Annotated in this window: 20 protein-coding genes and 2 pseudogenes; 13 read left to right on the top strand and 9 right to left on the bottom strand. The window is 51.5% G+C overall.

From position 1 onward, the window contains the following. Position 1: 1 nt before the first annotated feature. Together ACM1PF_RS17980 and ACM1PF_RS17975 are read left to right on the top strand one after the other, a co-directional pair. Positions 2 to 1,168 (top strand): murein hydrolase activator EnvC family protein, encoded by a 1,167-nt coding sequence (locus ACM1PF_RS17980; RefSeq protein ID WP_416665887.1) that lies wholly within the window; start codon positions 2 to 4, stop codon positions 1,166 to 1,168. Between the two features lie 43 nt (positions 1,169 to 1,211). Beyond that, a complete protein-coding gene (locus ACM1PF_RS17975) occupies positions 1,212 to 1,433 on the top strand; it encodes a type II toxin-antitoxin system HicB family antitoxin (protein ID WP_416676713.1) in 222 nt (73 codons plus the stop codon). Positions 1,434 to 1,544: 111 nt separating this feature from the next. Here ACM1PF_RS17975 and ACM1PF_RS17970 read toward each other — a convergent pair whose 3' ends face one another. The 4 genes and pseudogenes from ACM1PF_RS17970 to ACM1PF_RS17955 all read right to left on the bottom strand — a co-directional run. Next, on the bottom strand, positions 1,545 to 2,216 hold the full coding sequence (locus ACM1PF_RS17970; protein ID WP_416665885.1) for a DedA family protein: 672 nt from the start codon (positions 2,214 to 2,216) through the stop codon (positions 1,545 to 1,547). Positions 2,217 to 2,417: 201 nt separating this feature from the next. Further along, positions 2,418 to 2,963 (bottom strand): Npun_F5560 family protein, encoded by a 546-nt coding sequence (locus tag ACM1PF_RS17965; RefSeq protein WP_416665882.1) that lies wholly within the window; start codon positions 2,961 to 2,963, stop codon positions 2,418 to 2,420. Beyond that, positions 2,960 to 3,958 carry an NAD(P)/FAD-dependent oxidoreductase gene (locus ACM1PF_RS17960; RefSeq protein ID WP_416665880.1) on the bottom strand — a complete coding sequence of 333 codons (999 nt, stop codon included), beginning with the start codon at positions 3,956 to 3,958 and terminating at the stop codon, positions 2,960 to 2,962. The genes ACM1PF_RS17965 and ACM1PF_RS17960 overlap by 4 nt, the downstream gene beginning before the upstream one ends. Before the next feature lie 133 nt (positions 3,959 to 4,091). Next, positions 4,092 to 4,220 (bottom strand): annotated as a pseudogene (locus ACM1PF_RS17955) (type II toxin-antitoxin system HicB family antitoxin); the annotation flags it as partial. Here ACM1PF_RS17955 and ACM1PF_RS17950 point away from each other — a divergent pair. The 4 genes from ACM1PF_RS17950 to speA all read left to right on the top strand — a co-directional run bounded on the left by ACM1PF_RS17950 (position 4,175) and on the right by speA (position 8,734). Further along, positions 4,175 to 4,417, top strand: a complete 243-nt coding sequence (locus tag ACM1PF_RS17950; RefSeq protein ID WP_416665878.1) for a Uma2 family endonuclease — start codon at positions 4,175 to 4,177, stop codon at positions 4,415 to 4,417. The pseudogene ACM1PF_RS17955 and the gene ACM1PF_RS17950 sit on opposite strands and share 46 nt — an antisense overlap. A 435-nt stretch (positions 4,418 to 4,852) precedes the next feature. Then, positions 4,853 to 5,911: a PstS family phosphate ABC transporter substrate-binding protein gene (locus tag ACM1PF_RS17945; RefSeq protein WP_416665876.1), complete on the top strand. Its 1,059-nt coding sequence runs from the start codon at positions 4,853 to 4,855 to the stop codon at positions 5,909 to 5,911. Positions 5,912 to 6,315: 404 nt separating this feature from the next. Then, positions 6,316 to 6,450, top strand: coding sequence for a hypothetical protein (locus tag ACM1PF_RS17940; protein ID WP_416665874.1), 135 nt, complete (start codon positions 6,316 to 6,318; stop codon positions 6,448 to 6,450). 250 nt (positions 6,451 to 6,700) lie between these two features. Beyond that, positions 6,701 to 8,734, top strand: coding sequence for a biosynthetic arginine decarboxylase (gene speA, locus ACM1PF_RS17935; protein ID WP_416665871.1), 2,034 nt, complete (start codon positions 6,701 to 6,703; stop codon positions 8,732 to 8,734). Positions 8,735 to 8,745: 11 nt separating this feature from the next. Here speA and plsY read toward each other — a convergent pair whose 3' ends face one another. Further along, on the bottom strand, positions 8,746 to 9,423 hold the full coding sequence (gene plsY, locus ACM1PF_RS17930) for a glycerol-3-phosphate 1-O-acyltransferase PlsY (protein WP_416676711.1): 678 nt from the start codon (positions 9,421 to 9,423) through the stop codon (positions 8,746 to 8,748). Between the two features lie 318 nt (positions 9,424 to 9,741). Between plsY and ACM1PF_RS17925 the strand changes: the two genes are divergently transcribed. Together ACM1PF_RS17925 and ACM1PF_RS17920 are read left to right on the top strand one after the other, a co-directional pair. Further along, positions 9,742 to 10,212, top strand: a complete 471-nt coding sequence (locus tag ACM1PF_RS17925; RefSeq protein ID WP_416665868.1) for a hypothetical protein — start codon at positions 9,742 to 9,744, stop codon at positions 10,210 to 10,212. Positions 10,213 to 10,426: 214 nt separating this feature from the next. After that, positions 10,427 to 11,062 carry a TetR/AcrR family transcriptional regulator gene (locus tag ACM1PF_RS17920; protein WP_416665865.1) on the top strand — a complete coding sequence of 212 codons (636 nt, stop codon included), beginning with the start codon at positions 10,427 to 10,429 and terminating at the stop codon, positions 11,060 to 11,062. A 14-nt stretch (positions 11,063 to 11,076) separates the two neighbouring features. On the opposite strand, the gene ACM1PF_RS17915 is transcribed toward ACM1PF_RS17920, so the two are convergent. Further along, entirely contained in the window at positions 11,077 to 11,805 is a 729-nt protein-coding gene (locus ACM1PF_RS17915) for a Crp/Fnr family transcriptional regulator (protein WP_416665863.1), read from the bottom strand. A 100-nt stretch (positions 11,806 to 11,905) separates the two neighbouring features. Here ACM1PF_RS17915 and ACM1PF_RS17910 point away from each other — a divergent pair, with 100 nt between their 5' ends. Next, a complete protein-coding gene (locus ACM1PF_RS17910; protein ID WP_416676709.1) occupies positions 11,906 to 12,277 on the top strand; it encodes a response regulator in 372 nt (123 codons plus the stop codon). Positions 12,278 to 12,357: 80 nt separating this feature from the next. Further along, a complete protein-coding gene (locus ACM1PF_RS17905) occupies positions 12,358 to 12,597 on the top strand; it encodes a DUF7219 family protein (RefSeq protein ID WP_416665860.1) in 240 nt (79 codons plus the stop codon). 29 nt (positions 12,598 to 12,626) lie between these two features. Here ACM1PF_RS17905 and ACM1PF_RS17900 read toward each other — a convergent pair whose 3' ends face one another. After that, positions 12,627 to 15,191, bottom strand: a complete 2,565-nt coding sequence (locus ACM1PF_RS17900; RefSeq protein ID WP_416665857.1) for a tetratricopeptide repeat protein — start codon at positions 15,189 to 15,191, stop codon at positions 12,627 to 12,629. Positions 15,192 to 15,378: 187 nt separating this feature from the next. Here ACM1PF_RS17900 and ACM1PF_RS17895 point away from each other — a divergent pair. Beyond that, a pseudogene (locus tag ACM1PF_RS17895) lies at positions 15,379 to 16,424 on the top strand (glycosyltransferase family 2 protein). Between the two features lie 55 nt (positions 16,425 to 16,479). Here ACM1PF_RS17895 and ACM1PF_RS17890 read toward each other — a convergent pair. Next, the gene (locus tag ACM1PF_RS17890) at positions 16,480 to 16,659 is read right to left on the bottom strand and encodes a hypothetical protein (protein ID WP_416665855.1); all 180 of its coding nucleotides are present in this window, start codon (positions 16,657 to 16,659) and stop codon (positions 16,480 to 16,482) included. A 169-nt stretch (positions 16,660 to 16,828) separates the two neighbouring features. Next, positions 16,829 to 17,476 (bottom strand): TetR/AcrR family transcriptional regulator, encoded by a 648-nt coding sequence (locus ACM1PF_RS17885; protein ID WP_416665853.1) that lies wholly within the window; start codon positions 17,474 to 17,476, stop codon positions 16,829 to 16,831. A 174-nt stretch (positions 17,477 to 17,650) separates the two neighbouring features. Here ACM1PF_RS17885 and ACM1PF_RS17880 point away from each other — a divergent pair, with 174 nt between their 5' ends. Both ACM1PF_RS17880 and ACM1PF_RS17875 read left to right on the top strand, forming a co-directional pair. Then, positions 17,651 to 18,904: an HlyD family secretion protein gene (locus tag ACM1PF_RS17880; protein WP_416665851.1), complete on the top strand. Its 1,254-nt coding sequence runs from the start codon at positions 17,651 to 17,653 to the stop codon at positions 18,902 to 18,904. Positions 18,905 to 19,093: 189 nt separating this feature from the next. Further along, positions 19,094 to 21,289 (top strand): ATP-binding cassette domain-containing protein, encoded by a 2,196-nt coding sequence (locus ACM1PF_RS17875; RefSeq protein WP_416665849.1) that lies wholly within the window; start codon positions 19,094 to 19,096, stop codon positions 21,287 to 21,289. Positions 21,290 to 21,382 lie beyond the last annotated feature (93 nt).

Here is a 21,382-nt window from a genome sequence, read left to right as displayed (position 1 = left end):
TGTGAGGATTCTTTTGAGTGTTTGCTGTGTGGTATTGGGGCTGGTACTCGCCATTCGCCCTGCCTTACCCCATGCCAATCCAATCTATTTCGCTCAAGCATCTACTCCCCTGGAAGATTTACAGCAACAACAGCAGCAACTCGATCGCCAGCGCAATGAAATTCTGCAACAGCGCGATCGGCTCCAAAATCAAGAACAGTCTGCCCAGGAACGGTTGAGCGGATTGCAAACCAACATTCAGGCGACCGCTGAACAAATTGCGGCAAATGAGCAGAAACTTAAAGCGGCAAATGAGCAGCTTAAATCACTACAACTGCAATTAACCAAAGCAGAATCCAGCTATCGAGATAAGCAGTTTGCGACGGTGGCTCGGTTACGTTACCTGCAACGGCAGAAGATTGGTCGAGGTTGGGCATTGTTGCTGCAAAGTACCAATCTGAATGAATTTCTCGATCGCCGCTACCAACTCAGTCTGGTGTATCAAGCCGATCGCGCTATCCTGGCTGAACTGCGGCAGGATGCAGAGGTCTTAGAAGCCCGTCGGCGCGAGGTGGAATCCCAGAAAAATCAGGTGGCGTTGTTGACCCAATCACTTCAGGCCCAGCAAGCCGATTACCAGGCTCAAGCTTCCACCCAGCAGAATTTAATTCGCCGACTGCAAAACGACAACCGTGCCCTGCACGCCGCCGAGGAACAGCTTGCTAAGGATTCTCTGGATATTACGGCTCTAATTCAACAGCGGTTAGCCGAACAGGGGAAGTTGGGGCGATCGGCTCCCCTGGGAACGGGATTAATGGGCATTCCCAGTGATGGGGTCTTAACCAGTATGTTTGGTAATCGAGTCCATCCGATTTTGGGCTACACCCGCTTCCATGCAGGGATCGACTTTGGTGCAGATTATGGCCGACCGATCTGGCCCGCCCACACGGGACTCGTGATTTTTGCGGGTTGGTATGGCGGCTATGGTCAAACGGTGATTATTGATCACGGGGGCGGAGTTACAACCCTCTATGCCCACGCCAGCGATTTATATGTTTACGAAGGACAAACGGTTCAAAAGGGCCAGCCGATCGCCGCGATCGGTTCTACGGGACTTTCGACGGGCCCTCATCTGCATTTTGAGGTGCGGGTACAGGGAGAACCCACTGATCCGATGAATTATTTATAAGAGATCATAAGAGCAATTCGGCAAGTGGAGGCAAACCAAGATGATGAATAGACTGAAGTATCAGATGGTGATTCAGTGGTCGGAAGAGGATGATTGTTTTCTGGTCGGTTTTCCTGACTTTCCGGGACAGCAGTGGCGTACCCACGGCGAAACCTATGAGGAAGCCGTAACTCACGGTATCGAAGCCCTTGAGTCTTTGGTTATGGCATACGAAACGTCTGGAGATCCCTTGCCTGAACCCAGCACCGTTTGCGCGATCGCCTGATTGTTAGCCAACCAGAGTCCTACCTACCAAAGTCCTATCTAATAATAAATAGAATAGGGCGGACAAGATGCCCACCCCACAAGAGTTGATAGGAGTTGTAGAGCTTGGAGTTTAGCCCGTTGGAGCTTCGCTGGTTTCCTTCTCGTCCGGAGTCGTGGATTCGATCGCCCGATCGATCTGCCGACGCTCCGTCCAGAAAGAGAACAAAATCCAGGCGATGACCAGCAGAAGGGCCACGACCGCAAACTGAGCTACCCAGCGAATCAATTGATCTAAAGGAACGATACGACCGACAAAGTAGGCCAGGCTCACCATCACCGAAGCCCAGACCGTCGCCCCTGCCAGATTGCAAGCCAAAAACTTCAGGTAGGGCATTTTAGCAGTTCCGGCGAGGGGCCCAGCGAAAATCCGGAGGAGTGCTACAAACCGTCCTAGAAAAACCGCCCTGGCCGCATTTTCCGCAAACCGATCGCGTACCCCAATGAGCTGCGTTTCCTGAATGCGAAACAGCCGCCCCAAACGGGTCAGCACCATCCAGCCGCCGAAGTAGCCAATCCAGTAGCCAAAATTATCGCCCAGCACTGCGCCAGCGATCGCACATCCTAAAACCAACCAGTAATCTAACTCTCCACTTCCCGCTAGAAAACCGCCCACCAGGGTAATCGTTTCTCCAGGGATGGGAATTCCGGCATTCTCCAGCATGATGCCAAGAAAAACTGTCCAGTAGCCATACTCGCGGGCAATTTCCTGGATTACTTCAAGAGATATCAGTTCGAGGGTCATGCAGTGTCGCCGTTACAAAGTTTTAGGAATCCTCTCATAATCTTGACGCAAATTCAGTCAGAGTGTCAATTTTGCTGGCTTAAGAGCTAAAAGTTGGGCTAAAGAATGTAAATTAAAGAACCTGAAATTCTTATGGAGTGGGCATCTTGCCTGCCCAGTCAACAAAGTAGCGGAATTGTACAGGTTATTGCATCTACAAGCCTAAGACCCAAAGGAAGGAATCGGGGAGGAACCTAAACGCGGGAAGCTGGGCAGATCTAGATGAGAAGTCCGACGGCTGCGAACCGCTAAACGATAGCTGACGCTTTGCAATTCGGCATGAAGCTGACGATTTTCTCGCTGAATCTGAGCAATCTTCTCCTTCAGGGGGGCCAATCGCTGTTCAAACTTTTGTTTATACACCTGAGGCAACTCCTGCACCACTTGCTCCAACATCCGGGAGCGATCGGTGAGTTCCTGCACCGACTGACGCAGTTGATAGATTTCCTGATCCTTAGTGGTCAACTGTTCCTGGTAAAAGCCCACCTGCTGTTCTACGCCCTGAAGCTGTTCGCGCAAGGCTCGCATTTCAGCTTGCTGCCGTTCGGACAGAGCGGGGGTAGGGGCAAGGTTGGTATTGCTTTTAACCAGGCGAAATAGCTCCTGGGAAAGTTGCTGAACCAACTGATCCCGTAGGGTCAACTCTCCGCGCAAATGAGCTACTTCTGCCTGAAGCTCTGGTATAGTAAGCGATTCAATCTGAGTCACGACACTGCTCCAATAAGATTTTGTTCCCAACGACGAGGCGGTGAAGCACGACGGATATCCCGCCAAATTGCAGTAGCCGCCAGTGTACCATCTGCAACCGCGATCGACACTTGATTTATTCCTTCTTTAAGGTCGCCCACGGCAAAAATTCGGGGATGCGAACTGCGACACATGGAATCTGTCACAATGTTCTGCCCGCTGCGCTCCAGCTCAATGCCCTTGAGATACTCGTTATGATAGTGCGAACCCATCGCCACGAGTCCCGTTTCCAGCTTCACCGTCGAACCATCGATTAATTCCACACCATTCATTTCGTGGTTTTCGCCTAAAAAGCGTCGAATCGGGGTTTCCACCAAAGGATAGCCGTGATCCTGCAATTTTTGACGCATTTCTGCCCCCACTTCCACTTTGCCGTTGGTGAACACCGTAATGTAGGGCGTAAACCAGTTCAGGACAAAGGCTGTATTAATCGCTCCCTCTGTACCGACAAACAGCCCACACAGCCGATCCATCATTTCATAACCATCGCAAATCATACAGACGTGCAGGTTATACCCGGCATAGTCAAACACATTCTGCATATCCTCTAGCTGAGGCAGGGTATCAATAATGCCGCTGGCTGCCACAATGTATTTTGAGCGAAAGATGGGATACTCGCTGTTTTGTTTACCCACCTTGACCTTGACCGTAAAGGTATCACCCTCGTCTGTCACTTCTTCTACAAAGCCCCGCAGGTGATCGGCTCCTAACTCCAGGGCGTGATTCTGCCCCTGTTGGATTAAGTCTCGTCCGGGGGTGGTCGGTGGCAATCCCAGATAATTCCGCAAGTCCTGCATCCAGAACGATCGCCCTTTGCCCTTCTCAATGACTAAACAGGACAAGCCGTAACGCTGCAGGTAAATCGCCGCAGACAATCCGCCAGCCCCTCCCCCAACGATGATGGCATCATATAAATGCTCTTGACGTTCTGCCAGGTTTTTCCGTGAAAGTTTCATGGATGCAATGGTTGTGATGACGACTCGCCACGAAGTTGACGTACTTCCATTATGAGGCGATCGGTTTGATCAATAGCGTAATTTTTCCAACTCGGATCAGCACGCAATGATTTTTAACCAAACGCTCCAAGGTTCACAGGAGGGACAAAGCAACAAGTTTCTCATCTTCCAGGAGCATCTCAATTACTTCACGCAGGTTTTCTTGTAGCTCATCTAATGTCTCGCCTTGAGAGTGCGCCCCAGGAAAACCAGGAACATAACCAAACTGAGCAGCTTTCTGAGAACGATCGCTTTTTACCCCTTGCCCCGGATTTTGTGATTGAAATTCGATCGCAGTCAGATGCGCTGGAAACATTGCCAGCCAAAATGCGCGAGTACGTGGAGAATGGTGCGCAGTTAGATGGAATGAGTGAACTGTTGAATGCGGGTATGATGCTTGACCTGGATCATCTTCTCTAAACCTTGTCTTAACCGACTGTTTAATTTCGATCGCTACAACGAAACCAAAACACCACACCAATTAAACACGATATCGATCGATAACTGAATCACTATAGGAATAGAAACTAACCGTTAATTAGCATCATTTAACCATTTATTTGATTCGGAGAAAAGAACCCTTTCGCTCAAAATATGCATTTGCTAACTTTTGTGTAACCCCTGCATGATTGCTTGACATATCAAATTTAATTGATGTATTCATTTTAAATGAAATCTCCCATTTTGACTACTCTTTAGGAGAATTGAGATCTTGGGAGCGTCAGAAAATCGACGGCTCGCTACAACTTTTTTTAATCTTCTTCCAAACCTTCGATCGCGTTTTGGTAAAAGGAAGCTTTTGTGAGCTGCAATCTGCCACCTGTGTGACCCGCAATATTGCATTTAGGATTCATCATGTCTACCATTAAAAAGTCTATTCACCCATCCGCTTCGTTCTCTGCGGCCCTGCTCACCACTGCGCTGCTGGTTTCGGCCTGTAGCACGCCCCAGGTTCAAACCACGACCAGCCAGGTTCAACTTCCCGCAGCCATTACCAATGACATCATTGAAATTGACGGTTCCAGCACCGTGTATCCCATTACTGAAGCAGCCGTTCAGCAATACCAGCAGCGGGATCCAGATGTACAGGTAACGGCAGCCTTTTCGGGTACGGGGGGTGGGTTCAGAAAGTTTTGTGCGGGAGAGACAGATATTACAGGGGCATCTCGCCCGATTTCGACCCAGGAACTGGCTGCCTGCCGGGACTCTGAAATTCGGTTTGTGGAATTGCCGATCGCCTTTGACGCGCTGACCGTGGTGGTTCACCCTGGGAATGACTGGGTGGATAGTCTGACGGTGGATGAACTGAAGTCCATCTGGTCAGCTACGGCGCAAGGGCAAGTGACCAACTGGAATCAGATTCGTCCTGATTTTCCCGATCGTCCCCTCACGCTCTATGGCCCTGGTGCAGACTCCGGCACCTACGATTATTTTGCCGAAGCAATTGTGGGCGAAAACCGGACTCGCAGCGACTTTACCGGCAGTGAAGATGACGATATTCTGGTGCGCGGCGTAGCCAATGACCCGAATGCATTGGGCTACTTTGGGCTTTCCTACTACGAGCAAAACCAGGATCAGCTCAAAGCTCTGGCGATCGACAGTGGCAATGGACCAGTCCTCCCCGATCGGGAAAATGTGGAGACTGCCTCCTATCAACCCCTATCCCGACCGCTATTTGTTTATGTCAACATTCAGTCAGCTCAACACAACGAACATGTTCGTGAGTTCATGGATTTCTATTTGCAAAATGCGATCGACCTGATCGAATCAGTGGGCTACATCCCCTTACCGGAAGATACCTATGAGATCGGTTATCGGCGACTGTATCAGGGGAAAGTGGGCACAGTATACGATGGCAAACCCGAACCTGCCCTGACAATTCAGGAGGTCTTGCTGCGGGAGGAGAAGTTCTAGCAGCAGGTTAGAGCTGGATGTTAGAGCTGGATATTAGAGCTGGATATTAGAGCTGGACATCAGTTAATCCTTGGTTCATCTGGTTCATATCTTCAGTAGATTCATAATGGGCGATCGAACGGCTTCAGGCTAACGATCGTCCATTGTGCTGATCGAATGTTTTGGGCTTTCGCTTGATCATCTACGCCAACACTATCCCTGGAGCACCCGGTCGAGATGCACTGAAATACCCGCCAGGGGTGCACAGCAGTGAGCCCTGATGCAACCATGGAACAACTTTTGAAAACAGTTCCAGTTCCCCTGTTTATAGCTGTAGTCACAGTAGTTAGGACAAATTTAGAGGTAAAAGCCCCGCAGCGCGGGGCTTTTACCTTCCTAATCTCAGTGCGTAGCACTATAATACATTGGCCTATAGTTTTTCCCTGGCAGCGAGCTACGTGGTTGCAGCCGTGCTCTACCAGGAAGCACCCATGCAATGGTCAACGCTGCTGGGTGGGTCTTTGATCCTACTGAGTGGCGCGATCGTGCTTCAGGGGTAGGTTTTGGGACTTGGATGGTTTTAGGACTTGGATCAGGACTGGTTCAAGCAACAGACGGGTGACCACTTACCACTTTAGAAGCGCAGAATTGCGATCGCGGCAATTCTGGGCAGCGTTTGCTCCATCACGTACAGTAGGAGAAGGAATACGCTAGACTGGCAGACTGATTCGCAATTGAGCTGTATTGTTTTACAAACCATCAGCCTATTCAATCAACAATTACACCCTTGATTCAAGATAAGGAGCCAGCATGGGGAAAAGACAATCGATCGCGTTTGAATCAAACCAAGCCAATGCTCACGACACCCCCTCAGCATCCCATTCATCTACCGAGCGATCGCCTCAGTCGCTTCCCAATGAAACCTCTGCCAAAACCCCCTGGACGATTGAAGACAGCGAGGAACTGTATCGCATTAAAGGCTGGGGAGAGCCATATTTTTCCATCAATGCAGCTGGTCATGTGACGGTTTCTCCTAAAGGCGATCGGGGGGGATCGCTCGATTTGTACGAATTGGTCAATGCGCTGAAGCTGAGGAATGTGGGATTGCCGTTGCTGATTCGCTTCTCAGATATTCTAGAAGACCGGATTGAACGGCTGAATGCCTGCTTTGCCAAAGCGATCGCTCGTTATAGCTATGCCGGAAGCTATCGGGGGGTTTTCCCGGTCAAGTGCAATCAGCAGCGACACTTGATTGAAGATCTGGTGCGGTTTGGTAAACCCCATCAGTTTGGCTTGGAAGCAGGGTCTAAGCCAGAATTGCTAATTGCCCTGGCAACGCTGGACACTCCTGGAGCATTACTGATCTGCAACGGCTACAAAGATCGGGAATATATTGAAACCGCGATGCTGGCGCGGCGGCTGGGGCATACACCCATCATTGTATTGGAGCAGTTTGAGGAAGTCGATCTGGTGATTGAAGCCAGCCGTAAGCTGCAAGTTGAGCCAATTCTGGGTGTACGGGCCAAGCTGAGTGCCAAAGGGATTGGGCGATGGGGAACCTCGGCAGGCGATCGGGCTAAGTTTGGTTTAACGATCCCGGAAATCCTCCAGTCCGTTGAAAAGCTGCGGGACGCAAAAATGTTGAACGCACTGCAACTGCTGCATTTCCATGTCGGTTCCCAAATTTCGGCGATTAGTGTGATCAAAGATGCCATCCGGGAAGCCAGCCAGATTTATGTGGAATTGTCTAAGCTGGGAGCCAATATGCAATATCTGGATGTGGGCGGCGGCTTAGGGGTAGATTATGACGGATCCAAGACCAACTTCTATGCGTCCAAAAACTACAGTATGCAAAACTATGCAAACGATGTAGTGGCGCAGGTGCGGGACATTTGCCATGAGCGGGAAGTCCCAGTTCCTACCCTGGTCAGCGAAAGTGGACGGGCGATCGCTTCTCACCAATCGGTACTGGTCTTTGACGTACTGGGAACGAGTGATGTCATTACCGACAACCCACCTCCGCCAGAGGACAAAACCCCCTTAGTGATTCGCAACCTCCACGAAACTTACCAATCCATTACAGTAGAGAATTACCAGGAAGCCTATCACGACGCAACCCAGTTCAAGGAAGAAGCCGTCAGCATGTTTGGGTTTGGCTACCTCAGCCTGACCGATCGCGCTACCGCAGAGCGGCTTTACTGGTCATGTTGTCACAAAATTCTCAGCATTGCCCGTCAGCAGGAGTATGTGCCGGACGATCTGGAAGACCTGGAGAAAATCATGGCTTCCATTTACTATGTCAATCTCTCTGTGTTTCAATCCGCTCCCGACAGTTGGGCGATCGATCAACTTTTCCCGATTATGCCCATTCACCGCCTGGATGAGGAACCGACCCATCGGGCCACTCTGGCTGACCTGACCTGTGACAGCGACGGCAAAATCCATCAGTTCATTGACCTCCGGGATGTCAAATCTGTCCTGGAACTCCATCCCCTGCGTCAGCAGGAATCAAGCTCCCCGGCTACCCACGAACCCTACTACCTGGCGATGTTCCTCAACGGCGCGTACCAGGAAATCATGGGCAACCTGCACAATTTGTTTGGTGACACCAACGCAGTTCACATCAAGCTCTCTCCCAAGGGCTATCAGATTGAGCACGTGGTGAAGGGAGATACGATGACAGAAGTTCTGGGATATGTGCAATATGATTCTGAGGATTTAATCGAAAATATTCGACGACGCTCAGAGCAGGCCCTGCAGGAGAAACAAATTACCCTTCAGGAATCGCAACTATTGCTGCAAAACTATGAGCGCAGTCTCAGCCGCTATACCTACCTGTCCTGAAGGCGAATTCGTTAATTCGCGGGTTCCGACTCCTGATGTTTCTGCCCAATTTTCGGTTCAGTTCCCGCCAGTAACCGCTGAATATTTGCCTGATGTCGCCAGATCACATACAGCCCTCCCGCGATCACCATCAGTTGATATGCCAGTGGTTGCTGGAAAATCCCCATCAGCGCGATCGCAGCGACGGCCGCCGCAATGGAGCTAAGGGAAACAATCCGAAACGTTGCCAGCACCAACCCAAAGACCAGAGCGGTTCCCAGCCCCACCTGCCAGGCCATGGCGCAGAGCACCCCCAATCCCGTCGCAGCCGATTTGCCCCCCGTAAAATTAATCCAGATCGATCGGCTGTGACCCAAAATGGCGAGTAATCCTGCCAGGGTGACGATCCAATCCGTCCAGGTTTGCAAATTCACGCCTTCTGGAACGGCATTGGCGATCGCAGGCAGGGTATAAAACCAGCGAGCCAACCCAACGGCAGCAACTCCCTTAAAAATATCCACCAGCAGCACCACCAACGCCGGAACTTTTCCCAGTGTCCGCAGTACATTCGTCGCGCCTGTGGATCTGGAACCATGCTCTCGGATGTCAATGCCCTTAAGAATCTTGCCTGCCCAATATCCTGTCGGTGTTGCCCCCAACAAATACGCAACCAGCAATACCATCAAGCCATATCCTAACCAGAGTGCCATGCCGTTTACTCCATCCCACGCAGTCATATTCAGTGTACTGCGATCGGTGCGTTTGACTACTAGACCTCGGCAGCAATACGCCCACCTTTCGTAGTGCAGGCTTCCAGCCTGCGCGGGCAAGATGCCCGCTTTACGGTTGCTCAATTCACGCTCGCTTCTACCTCGCTTCTACTACGGTGACTTCAGGGGGATAGGACAGAGGACAGCGTAGCCATTGTAACAATCCAGTAATATTATTGACACTGTATTTGCATTTATGTCAGCATCTATGACATGAATACGAAATAATTTTCCCATTCGCTTCAAGGAAATTGGCTCATGCTACATCACATGTCGATCGCGGCTGAAAATCCCAAACAGGTTGCTGAGGTCTTAGCAGAACTCTGGCAAAGTCAGGCTTTACCGTTTCCCTTTTATCCCAATAGCTACATTGCTTTTGCAGGCGATGACCACGGAACCGTGATCGAAGTTTACCCACTAGGCTATGAAATCGTTCCTGGTAATCCTGAACTGCCTGATCTCAAATCGGGACAGGCTGTAACTCGCTACACTGCCACCCATGCAGCAATTTCGGTTCCTTTAGAACTGGAACAAATTCAGCAGATTGCAGCACGAGAGGGATGGCAATGTTTTGTCGGCGATCGGGGGCCATTCTTTCAGGTGGTGGAATTTTGGGTTGAAAACACGGTTCTTCTAGAATTGCTGACTCCCAGAATGGCAGCTCAGTACACGGCTTTCTCCACACCACAGAACTGGGAACAACTTGTTCTGGCAACTCCAATGGCTTGAGCAGAGGAATTAAAGCATCCAGAGTTCTTCTGGTGGAGTAGATATGCTGCCCGCCTAATCCCCCAACTCTCTTGTGGGGTGGGCATCCTGCCCGCCTAATCCCTCAACTCTCTTGTGGGGTGGGCATCCTGCCCGCCCATTCCCCCAACAAAACCATGCCTGGAACTCCAAAAAACTGCAACATTTAAGTCACAATAAATGTCATGAGATCAAAATGTATGACATGAAAAATATCACCGATGCGTCTACTGATTCGGGAACTGCAACCCGCCCATACCGTAGTTCTCTCCGCCAAAAGCAGTCCGAAGCAACTCGGCAACTCATTCTGGAAGCCCTCGCCGAACAGCTTGTCTCAGATGGGTTACAGGACTTTTCCATCGCCGATGCGGCCAAACGGGCCGGGGTCGCGGCTCGCACCATTTATCGCTACTTTCCGAACCGGGAAGCCATTCTGGAAGCTCTGGGAGAATGGGTCGATCAACAACTTGGAGATCTACCCTATCCGTCCACACCCGATGAGGTTGCTGAGTTAGCCAAGCTAGCGTTTCCCCGGTTTGAACAGCAAGCCACAATCATTAAAGCTTTGTTGCTCTCAGAGTTAGGGCAGAATGTGCGCTCACGACTCCGACAGAAAAGACGACAGGCGATCGTTGCAGCCCTCAGTCCAGTGATGGATACCCTCAGCCCAGAGGCAGCTCAGGCCGCCCAGGCGGTGATTGGACATCTTGTGACGGCGGAAACTTGGAAGCATCTGCGGGATGAATTTGGTGTCAGTGGAGAAGCCGCAGGGGAAGCGATCGCCTGGGCCGTTAGAACGTTGGTGGCAGATTTGCAGCACCAGCAAGACTGATTCGATGAATCGTCTTAATCAAGCCTGATCTTCTTTGCCCGATATCGATCGTACGCTTCCCTGACAATCTGATAACACTCACAAGCTGTATCCTCCATGCCTTCCCGATCGAGGATGGTAATGTGTCCTCGTTTGGCATGAATTAATCCGGCTGTTTGCAAAGTCCCTGTGGCAAGGCTGACGCTAGGACGACCTGCTCCAATCATCTCTGCCAAAATCCCTCGCGTCAGTGAAAACTCTGAGGTCTGACTGTAATCCTGGGCAGCCAATAACCAACGGCACAGTCGTTCTTCTATACTATGGAAACGATTACACAGGGCAGACTGGTTGATTTGCAATAGCTTCAGGTAGGCAAACGCGGTCACTCTTTGCCGTAGGGTTGGCGATCGATCCAGCGCAGCGATAAAGTCATTGACTGATAACTCAAAGGCTCTACCCGGTAGTTGAACTTCAACTTGCCAGGGTGAAAGGTTTTCATCCAGCAGCAAGATCATGCCGGTTAGACCTTCATTGCCTGTAATTCCCACCTCAACCACCTCACCCATCTCAGTCGAATTTGTCCAGGACAGCAGACAAGAGATGGGAAAATATACAGCCGGAACGGGATCCCTGGCACGACAGAGAATTTTTCCCTGTGGCAATTCCACTTCCCTCAGCTTTGGCCGCAACCACGCGTACTCGGATGGCGGTAACGATGCCAGAATAAAATTTTCTAAAGCTTTGTCTTCATTAGAATTTTGCATTTGCGTTCCTTTGTTCGACATCGAACTGAGTTTTGTCCATTGAGCCAGTTAAGTTACGTTGTCGAGAGGTCGTGACGATGTAAAGGTATCAGGTACATTAATGAGCGCCTTTAAGAAAAAAAGGATCCTATGTGTTGATGATTCTGAGGATGATTGTCTGTTGTTTCATCTAATTTTGACGGAAGAAGGATATGAAGTAGAGTCGGCTCGATCGTTCACGGTGGCTGTGCAATTGATTGAGCAAAAAACGTTTGATTTGTGCTTATTTGACCATTTCTTGAGAGATGGTAAAGGACTTGATCTACTGGAAAGAGTCCGCACCGTTAATTCGTCAATGCCCATCATTATTTGTTCGGGTGATGTTCGTGCCTCAACACAGCAAAAAGTGATACAATCCGGTGCTCAAGCTTTTTTTCCTAAGCCCATTGATTTCGATTCACTGATTGAAGCGATCGCCCAATTTTTAGATTAGCATTCTGTCTTAAGCTAGAGAGGGAACAGATTCATCAAGGCTACAATCGGCGGATAGAATGTGGATTCTGGAAGACTTTTATGAATGGCTTTGATCAAGTTAATAAAGACCGTCTTCTGTACCTTCATAACCACTGTCGAGATGAATTTGTCCCGGCACATGTTATTTTCAACACCAGTCTCCAGGAGTTTGCAAGACGGGTAGAAATGATCTGTGGGTTACAAGCGGGCGGAAAAATAACTGCCGATGCAGCGTATGAGCAAATTCATCAACTTTATCAGCAACTCAGGAAGAGTAGAGAAGTGTTGGGCGTAGATTAAGAACCGATCGCAATCAGCCGGTCATGCCTTTATAGTTTCGGTAAGACTTCCGATAGCAAGTGCCCTGGGATACCTGACAATGCCTCATTCTGTCCAGCCATTCCCAACAGATGATACGTCGTTCGCACGGTTTGAATAATGCAACTCACGGCGGTCTGTCGTAGATTCTCCCTACCCTGCCAACCTTGCTCCGCCTGAACATGATGGTAGAGGGCTGCCTGGAGGTGCTGAGCCTGAGCAGTCGTATCCAGGGCATCGACTGACTCGGTAGCTACCTGATAGTGGGCAATTCCCAGGTTATTGTGCGTGGCAAACCGATCGAAGTTCAAAACCAGCGGTACATCAGGCTGTTGCTGTTGGAGCGTTTCGGCTGCCTGTAAAGCGGCTTCGTAGGCTACGATCGCCTGGGACAAACACTCATTTAACTCCGCCAGGTCTTCCGTTTGGTTCGCAATATGCCAGTAAGCGGTTCCCAGATTGTTTTGCGTAGCCGCATAGGCAGAGGGAGCTGTGGCCATCGTGCGGTATTGAAGGGCAGCGGTATAGGCAGCAACAGCCAGCTTCAACCAATTCTGGGGTCGCTCATGCTGGGACATATTCCAGTAAGCGGTTCCCAGGTTGTTTTGAATCATGGCATAGTTCATCGGCTCCTGATCGGGGCTGTAGTAGCGCAAAGCTTCTGAGTAAGCCACGATCGCCTGTTTGAGATTAGTTGTAGGCTCTTTGTGTTGAGCCAGATTCCAGTAGGTTGTTCCCAGGTTATTTTGGGTGGAAGCATAGCGCGACGGATCAGTTTCGGGTTTGCGATAGCGTAAAGCCTGCTGATAGGACTGCACCGATCGCTCCAGGTTGTCCACTGGCTCTTGATACCGGGCCAGATCGGCATAGGCTGCCCCCAGATTGTTTTGCACCATCGGGTAAGTCTGCGCCTTGTTGGCCGGGTCAATGCGTGTTAAAGCTTTCTGGTAGGACTGAACACCCTGTTGCAGACAAGCCAATGCTTCGGTAGAACCAGGCAAAGTGCGCGACAGCATCCAGTACAAATTCCCCAGATCATTCAGCACATCGACGCAGAGTGGCGAAGGCTCAGGCAAGAGCAGCAGGGTTTGTTCATACACCTGAATCGCAACGATTAAATTCTGCGGTGTGGCTTCTCCTTGCTCAATTCGATCGCGGAAAAAGTTGCCCAGCGCACGATAGGCTTCACCCAAAACTGGAGCAGCGGCCTGCTGTTCATGCAGGCGTTCAATCTGTTGCAGGAGGAGCTGAATCTGAGGCTGATGGGAGAGCGCATCGGGGAGATGGATGGCGATCGGGGCGATCGGCACCGCTGCTTCGGAGGCATGGATCAGACTTTCCTGCTGAGCCTGATTGAAAGCTGCTCGATCCTCAGCCTGGAACTCCCTCGCCTTTCCATCCTCAGTCTGTCGTTCATCCTCTAATTCATCTGCGCGATGATCTACCAGCGAACCGGCTGAAGTTAAAGCTGAATTTGCCGCGATCGAGGGCTGCTCTGGTTCATAAAGCTGCTCCAATTCATCCTCCAGCAGCATCCAGGGATTCTCATCAATCAGAGCTTCTGTGGCTGGATCTAATGTTGGTTCAAGGGATGGATCAACGGGGGCAGAGGCGGGCTCGGCAAAGGTAAAGTCAGCGAGTCTAGAATCCGTCGTTGCAGAATCAATGGGTATGAAATCAGTCAGTGTGAAGGGGGTCAGCGTGGAGTCAGTCAGTGTGAAGTCGGTCTGGGCAGAGTCTTCCAGGGCAGAGTCTTCCAGCAGCAAGTCAGCCAGGGAAAGATCGATCGCCTGCTCAGTCAGTTCATGCAGCTCATGGAATGAAAGATCTGCTTCTCCCTTCTGGACTGAACTGGTGCCATTCCCCCCTGCCTGAGGCTGTTCTGAAAAGCGTCGATGAGCTGCATCTCCCGATGTACCCTTTTGGGTTACGCCGTTTTCAGGTCTGTTTTCAAAGTCCTTTCCAGACCCATTTCCAGAACTATTTCCAGACCCATTGCTAGATATCTTCGTTTGAAACCGTTCCGGCAGGGTGACGATCGCTGGAGTTGGATCACCTGCAAACTCAAAAACTCCCGTTCGGCATCGCCAAAACTCTGGAGCCGAGTGAGAGATTGCGTGGAACCAGGGCTGCGTCATCCAGATCAGCAAGCTGAAATCCAGAAGGGGCAGATTCCGCTCGATCGTTTGTAAATGGGTAAAGAACAGTCGTTGAACGGCTGGAGATTGCCGGGTGAGATGCTCTACGCCCACAATTTGAAACGCAGGCATGGGCAGCCGTTGCCCTTCAGCATAGGGAGGCGGAAATTGAGTCAACCACTGAGCAATTTGCATCAATGGGTTCGGGTCATCCAAACTGAGTTGGAGACTCACCAGGCGAGGGTAGGATTGACCTGGGGAATGGTTTGCCGACTGACCAATTTCGTTTTGCAGTTGTACCGCCAGTCGATCGCGCAAGTTCAGATCATCACAAACAGCAATAAAAATTTGGCGACGCAAATTTAAACCTAACGACAGCTTGAGCTGTTGATAGATCTGCTGATTTAGCCCGATCGTACTCAGAGGAACGTTTGTCACAGAACCAAAAACCATACAGGGGGCAATTCCCTGGATTCTAACGACGTAGATAGTCTGAAGCCTTAGCCCAGATAATGTCTTTTTCAGTCACTCCAGGGCAGATTCAGGATAATGTGGGCTTGGATCTAGGGCAACTTTGTGGTAAAAATCTGGCTTATGCTCTGCCCTTACGCACCATTGTGTCACTATGACAAAACTGATTATCCAAATCCCTTGCTATAACGAGGAAAACACTCTGGGGATGACCCTTTCCGAATTACCTCGGCATCTTCCTGGTATAGATCAGGTGGAATGGTTGATCATTAACGATGGCAGCCGCGATCGAACGGTTGAAGTGGCCAAGGCGTATGGGGTCGATCACATTGTCCACTTTGCGACGAATCAGGGGTTGGCCAAAGGGTTCATGGCCGGGTTAGAGGCCAGCCTCAAGGCCGGAGCCGATATTATTGTTAACACTGATGCGGATAATCAGTACTGCGCCGCCGATATTCCAACCCTGATCCAACCAATTTTGCTAGGGCAGGCAGAAATGGTGGTGGGAGCCAGGCCCATCTGGAAAACGCGCCATTTTTCTACCCTGAAGAAAGTCTTGCAAAACTTTGGTAGCTCGATGGTACGGCTGGCCAGTAATACCAATATTCCTGATGCACCCAGCGGCTTTCGGGCCTTCAGTCGGGAAGCGGCCATGCAGTTGAACGTCTTCAACAATTACACCTACACCCTGGAAACGATTATCCAGGCAGGGCAAAAGGGCATGACGGTGGTTTCCGTTCCCATTCGCACTAACCCAAACCTCCGCCGATCGCGCCTGGTTAAAAGCATTCCTTCCTATGTTTTCAAGTCCGCCTTCACGATTCTGCGGATTTTCATGCTGTATAAGCCGTTGCGGTTCTTCGCACTGTTGGGCAGCATTCCCTTCTTCCTGGGCACCTTGCTGGGAGTCCGGTGGCTGTTCCTCTTCTGGTTCGTCGATCCCCTGCGATCGCGGGCCCCAGCCTGATCCTGGCCGCAGTCTTAGTGCTGATCGGCTTTCAACTCTGGATGTTTGGGCTAATTGCCGATCTGCTAGCGGCAAACCGCAGACTATTGGAGGAAAATCGGCTCCGGTTGCGACGGCTGGATGTGGATGGCGATCGGGGAGGTAATCATCTCCTCAGCGGAAATTGTCTGGGGAATCAGGAGTCGGGAGTCGGGAGTCGGGAGTCGGGAGTCGGGAGTCAGGAACGATTGTAAGAGCGTACAGCAGTTTGCCCCACGGGATCGTTATTTTTCGGCATTCCTCTGGAAGTTATGCCAGGATCGCCACCAGAATTCGCATCAGATCCTCGAAGTCAGCGGGGACTCGGTAGAGGTTGAGATCCTGGACAATGCGTTTTTCGGAGCGGTGAAGTTGTCCAAACTTCCAGATATCACCCGTAGTGACGGCTCCATAGAGGATCGATTGCTCTGTGTTTGACCACTGATCCAAAGCAACTAACTCTGCCCCCAGTTGGGTAAAGCCTCGCGCCAGGTCATCATTATATTAGCGAAAGGTGTAGCTCTGTCCGGGTTGCAAAATTGGGGGGCGTGTCATCGTCGGGTTGCTCCTCGCGGCTGACTTGACTGGTTGTCACTATTTCTTGACTGGTTGCCACTATTTAATAGTGTGACCCACGATTCAACACCATCGGCACCAGGGTATCAATCAACTGTTCGGGAGCCAGCGGCATAATTTGCTTACCATACAAAATTTCCTGCGAGATTAAAAACGAAACTAAGGATCCAAAAAAGATGTGGGCCGTTGCCTCTGGATCGGCAATTTCCAGCTCAGGATGCGATCGAAAGAAATCGCTGAGAATTTGTCGTCCGCGTTGAATCACAGTTCGTGTATAGAGTTGGGCTAACTCAGGAAACCGATTCGACTCTGCAATCACCACCCGAATCAGAGCCAGATATTCGGCACTGGTTAATTGGTCAAAATACACATTTGCCAACCGCCGCAGCACGACTTCTGGTTCACCCTGCAACACATCAGCCCTCAACTCTGGCTGAATTCGCTCGATCGTTACCCGCTGAATCAGAGCCGTGAATAAACCTTCTTTATCTTGAAAGTGGCTGTAGATCGTTTGCTTGGATACCCCCGCCGCCGCTGCCACCCGATCCATGCTGGTGTTGGCATAGCCCTGTTCCAGGAACACCTGCATTGCCCCCTGCAAAATTTGCTCTCGCTTGGCGTTCGAGGGATGAGCGATGGGTTCTTGGCTGGATATTTCTTGGCTGGATGCTGCTTGGCTGGATGTCTTCACCTTGTCGTTCCTGTAAACAATTACCAGTGGAGCTTGATCGAAGGGAGTACTTCGATCTAGGATAATTATACAAATCATACTAGACGGTCTAGTTTGATTACTGGTGACATTTTGATGACTCGTGGCATAGCTGATATCAGTTCTCTACTCAAGCGCGCAGTCAGGGGAAACCATATGGCGCAGTCTGTCTCTGAACCTCAAGCTCAACCCAGGGGATCCTTCAAGCGAGGACGAATGCCTCGAAAAGCGTTGCTCCTGATTCCTGGAATCGTGCTGATTGCCGGTGGGTTAGCGATCTGGCAACTATCCCCCCGCTCTCCGGCGACTGAATTAATGTTGAGCGGTCGCATTGAAGGCTATGAAACCGAGATTGGAACTAAAGTGGCGGGACGAATCGAAGAAGTCACCGTCCGGGAAGGGGCATCGGTTCAGGTGGGACAAATTTTGGCGCGGCTGGATGATGCAGAAATTCAAGCCCAGGTAGATGGTGCGGAAGCCCGACTTCAGGCCGCCCGTCAGCAAGCTGAAAATGCCCGTCTACAACTTTCCGTGGTAGAAAGTCAGATTGCAGAAACCCAATTTCGCCTCCAGCAGTCGGAAGGAGACACCAGTGGTCGGGTTGCCCAGGCAGAAGCAGAAGTTGCCGCCGCCGAAGCCCAACTCCGTCAGGCGGAAGCCCAGGTGACTGAAGCGGAAGCTCAATTGAATCTGGCTCAGGTGGAACGCGATCGCTTTGCCCAACTGGTTCAGGATGGAGCCATCGCACAGCAGCAGTTAGACCAGGCTGAAGCCACCCTGCAAACCGCCCAGGCTTTACTCACCAGCCGGATTGCCACAGTAGAAGCTGCCCAACGTCGCGTCACGGCTGCCACAGGGATTTTGACCCAATCCCAAACCACCCGCCTCAACCCCGACATTACCCTGACCCAGCTCGATCGCCTCAACACCCAGCGAGAGCAAGCCCAGACCCAACTGGCGGCCGCCCAGGCTGAAGTCTCCAATGCCGCAGCCGATCGCCAGCGCATCCAGTCCCAATTCAATAATCTGACCATTACCAGCCCGATCGCTGGAGTGGTGACGGTACGAACGGTTGAGCCAGGCGTGGTCGTCAGTCCAGGGAGAACATTACTGTCCGTCTTAGATCTGGATACCGTTTACCTGCGAGGCTTCATTCCCGCCGGAGAGATCGGCAGAGTTCGGGTGGGTCAGGCTGCCAGGGTTTATCTCGATTCTGACCCCGATCGCCCCCTTGCCGCCAGCGTTACCGCGATCGATGCTGAGGCTTCCTTTACCCCTGAGAATATCTACTTCCGGGAAGATCGGGTACAGCAGGTGTTTGGCGTGCGGCTGGCGATCGAGAATCCAGCCGGGTTTGCGAAACCGGGGATGCCTGCGGATGGGGAGATTGTTTTGGGGAGTGAGGAGTGAGGAGTGAGGAGTGAGGAGTGAGGAGTAGGGGCGATAACTCCTTTGGAGACGCTGCGCGAACGCGAATCGCCCCTACAGGAGTGGGGAGTGGGGAGTAGGGGCGATTTGTGAATCGCCCGTACAGGAGTGAGGAGTGGGGAGTGGGAGATTTGTGAATCGCCCGTACAGGAGTCAGGAGGGAAGAGGGAGTTGGCGATCGTTCAGGTTGAGAATCTTCACAAACGCTATGGTAAGGTTTCGGCGGTTCGGGGGATTCGCTTTGAAGTGCAGCGGGGCGAAATTTTTGGCTTGATTGGCCCAGATGGGGCGGGAAAAACAACGACGTTTCAAATTTTGGCGGGGGTGATGGAGTCCAGTGACGGGAAAATTACGGTTTTGGGACGACGACCGAGGGATGCCCGGTTGGGAATTGGTTATTTGTCTCAGCAATTTTCTCTGTATCTGGACTTAAGCATTGATGAAAATATCCGCTATAGTGCGGGATTGCGGCAGGTTCCACTCCACCGCCTGGCTGAACGGCGCGATCGATACCTGAAGCTGATGAATCTGGATCCGTTTGGCGAGCGGTTGGCGGGGCAGCTTTCGGGTGGGATGAAGCAAAAGCTGGCCCTCTGCTGTGCCCTGATTGCTGAACCAGAGGTGCTGTTGCTGGATGAACCGACGACCGGCGTTGATCCCGTTTCCCGACGAGAATTTTGGGATATTTTGGCGACTCTAGCCCATCAGGGAGTCACGATCGTCGTTGCCACCCCCTACCTGGATGAAGCAGAACGCTGTAACCGGATTGCCCTGATGTATGAAGGAGAGATTCAACAAACGGGCACATTACCCGAACTGCGGCGAAATCTGGGATTACAGCGTTTGGAGGTGAGAACCGATCGGCTGGCGGAGGCGGAGAGGGTGTTGGTGGAAGGGAGGAGAGAGGAGGGAGGAAAGAGTGGAGGGAGGAGAGAGGAGAGAGGAGTAGGGGCGATAACTCCTTTGGAGACGCTGCGCGAACGCGAATCGCCCGTACGGGAGTCAGGAGGCGGGAGTCAGAAGGTGGGGGTGGATGTGCCGATGGTAGGCGGGGGGCGTGGGAGTTCGGGTGGTCAGACGGCTGATTTCGATCGCACCAGTTCTAATCGCACCAGTTCTAATCGCACCAGTTCTAATCGCACCAGTTCTAATCGCACCAGTTCCGATCGCTCCAGCATTGTGGATGTGCAGAGCTTTGGCGATCGGCTGGATATTTTGGTGTCGTCCTGTGAAGCGGGGGAGGCCGAAGTCCGCGATCGGTTTCAGGCGCATCACCTGGATCTCAAAGAATTACAACGGGCAGAGGCGACGTTGGAAAATGTGTTTGTCACCCATCTCCGCCAACAAGGAGCTGAACCCCCCTTCCTCCCCTTCCCCCACTCCTCACCCTTGTACGGGCGATTTGCAAATCGCCCCTACTCCCTCCCTCCCGCCATCCAAACCCGCCAGCTCTACAAAACCTTCGGCTCCTTCAAAGCAGTTAGCAACGTCACCTTGAACATAAACTATGGCGAAATTTATGGATTGCTGGGGGCCAATGGAGCTGGGAAAACGACCACAATTAAGATGCTCTGTGGTTTGCTAGAACCGAGTGGGGGTGAGATTGTCCTGGCTGGACGATCGCAGGATTTGCGCGACCCTGCCCTGCGCCAGCGGATTGGTTACATGAGCCAGAAGTTTACCCTGTATGATGACCTGTCGGTACGGCAAAATCTGGAGTTTTACTGCGGGGTGTATGGTGTACCTCGATCGCAGCGACGACAGAAGATTGAATGGGTGTTGGCCACCTGTGGATTGACCGATCAAGAGAATCTACTGACGGGAAAATTGCCGGGGGGCTGGAAGCAGCGGGTCGCGTTTGGGGCATCGGTGATGCATGAACCCGAAATTTTGTTTCTGGATGAACCCACTTCTGGGGTGGATCCGCTGGCACGACGGCAGTTTTGGCGGTTGATTGAAGCCTTCGCCCGTCAGGGAACGGCGGTTTTGGTGACGACCCACTACCTGGAGGAGGCAGAACACTGTAATTGTCTGGGCTTTATGGTGGCTGGCGAGGTGGTGGCCCAGGGTTCCCCCAGTCAAATCAAAGCCGAACAGCCTGGGCAATTGCTTGAGATGGGGATCAATTCTCCTCAAGCGGCATCCGATCTCCTCAAAACCCAGATGTCACCCTGGCGCGTTTCCATTTTTGGCGATCGGCTCCATGTGGTCGTAGACGATCCAGACAACGACATTCCCAAAATCAAACGCCTATTCCAGTCCTATACCCAGCCCAATGGCGATCGATTAGAACTTCAGTCCCTCCGTCCCGTCCCCTTTACCCTGGAAGATTGCTTTATTGGCATCGTCCAACGCGCCCAGATCTAAAATTCCCTTAGGAATGCGAATTTAATAATCTAGAATTCTTGTGGGGTGGGCAGCGTTTCGACGGCTCGACTGAGCTTCGCCGAACGTCTGAGC

Origin of the sequence: Egbenema bharatensis FJBBOT/2019, assembly GCF_048077055.1 — a bacterium.
Classification (GTDB): domain Bacteria; phylum Cyanobacteriota; class Cyanobacteriia; order Elainellales; family Elainellaceae; genus Egbenema; species Egbenema bharatensis.
The sequence above is the reverse complement of the archived record's forward strand: the minus strand, read 5'-3'. Positions and strand labels throughout refer to the sequence as shown.

What these genes read in the sequence shown, in the direction of transcription:
- ACM1PF_RS17975 (WP_416676713.1), top strand. Translation starts at nt 1,212, where the DNA reads ATGAATAGACTGAAGTATCAGATGGTGATTCAGTGGTCGGAAGAGGAT.
- ACM1PF_RS17970 (WP_416665885.1), bottom strand. Translation starts at nt 2,216, where the DNA reads ATGACCCTCGAACTGATATCTCTTGAAGTAATCCAGGAAATTGCCCGC.
- ACM1PF_RS17960 (WP_416665880.1), bottom strand. Translation starts at nt 3,958, where the DNA reads ATGAAACTTTCACGGAAAAACCTGGCAGAACGTCAAGAGCATTTATAT.
- ACM1PF_RS17950 (WP_416665878.1), top strand. Translation starts at nt 4,175, where the DNA reads ATGTCTCGCCTTGAGAGTGCGCCCCAGGAAAACCAGGAACATAACCAA.
- ACM1PF_RS17945 (WP_416665876.1), top strand. Translation starts at nt 4,853, where the DNA reads ATGTCTACCATTAAAAAGTCTATTCACCCATCCGCTTCGTTCTCTGCG.
- speA (WP_416665871.1), top strand. Translation starts at nt 6,701, where the DNA reads ATGGGGAAAAGACAATCGATCGCGTTTGAATCAAACCAAGCCAATGCT.
- plsY (WP_416676711.1), bottom strand. Translation starts at nt 9,423, where the DNA reads ATGGCACTCTGGTTAGGATATGGCTTGATGGTATTGCTGGTTGCGTAT.
- ACM1PF_RS17925 (WP_416665868.1), top strand. Translation starts at nt 9,742, where the DNA reads ATGCTACATCACATGTCGATCGCGGCTGAAAATCCCAAACAGGTTGCT.
- ACM1PF_RS17920 (WP_416665865.1), top strand. Translation starts at nt 10,427, where the DNA reads ATGTATGACATGAAAAATATCACCGATGCGTCTACTGATTCGGGAACT.
- ACM1PF_RS17915 (WP_416665863.1), bottom strand. Translation starts at nt 11,805, where the DNA reads ATGCAAAATTCTAATGAAGACAAAGCTTTAGAAAATTTTATTCTGGCA.
- ACM1PF_RS17910 (WP_416676709.1), top strand. Translation starts at nt 11,906, where the DNA reads ATGAGCGCCTTTAAGAAAAAAAGGATCCTATGTGTTGATGATTCTGAG.
- ACM1PF_RS17905 (WP_416665860.1), top strand. Translation starts at nt 12,358, where the DNA reads ATGAATGGCTTTGATCAAGTTAATAAAGACCGTCTTCTGTACCTTCAT.
- ACM1PF_RS17880 (WP_416665851.1), top strand. Translation starts at nt 17,651, where the DNA reads ATGGCGCAGTCTGTCTCTGAACCTCAAGCTCAACCCAGGGGATCCTTC.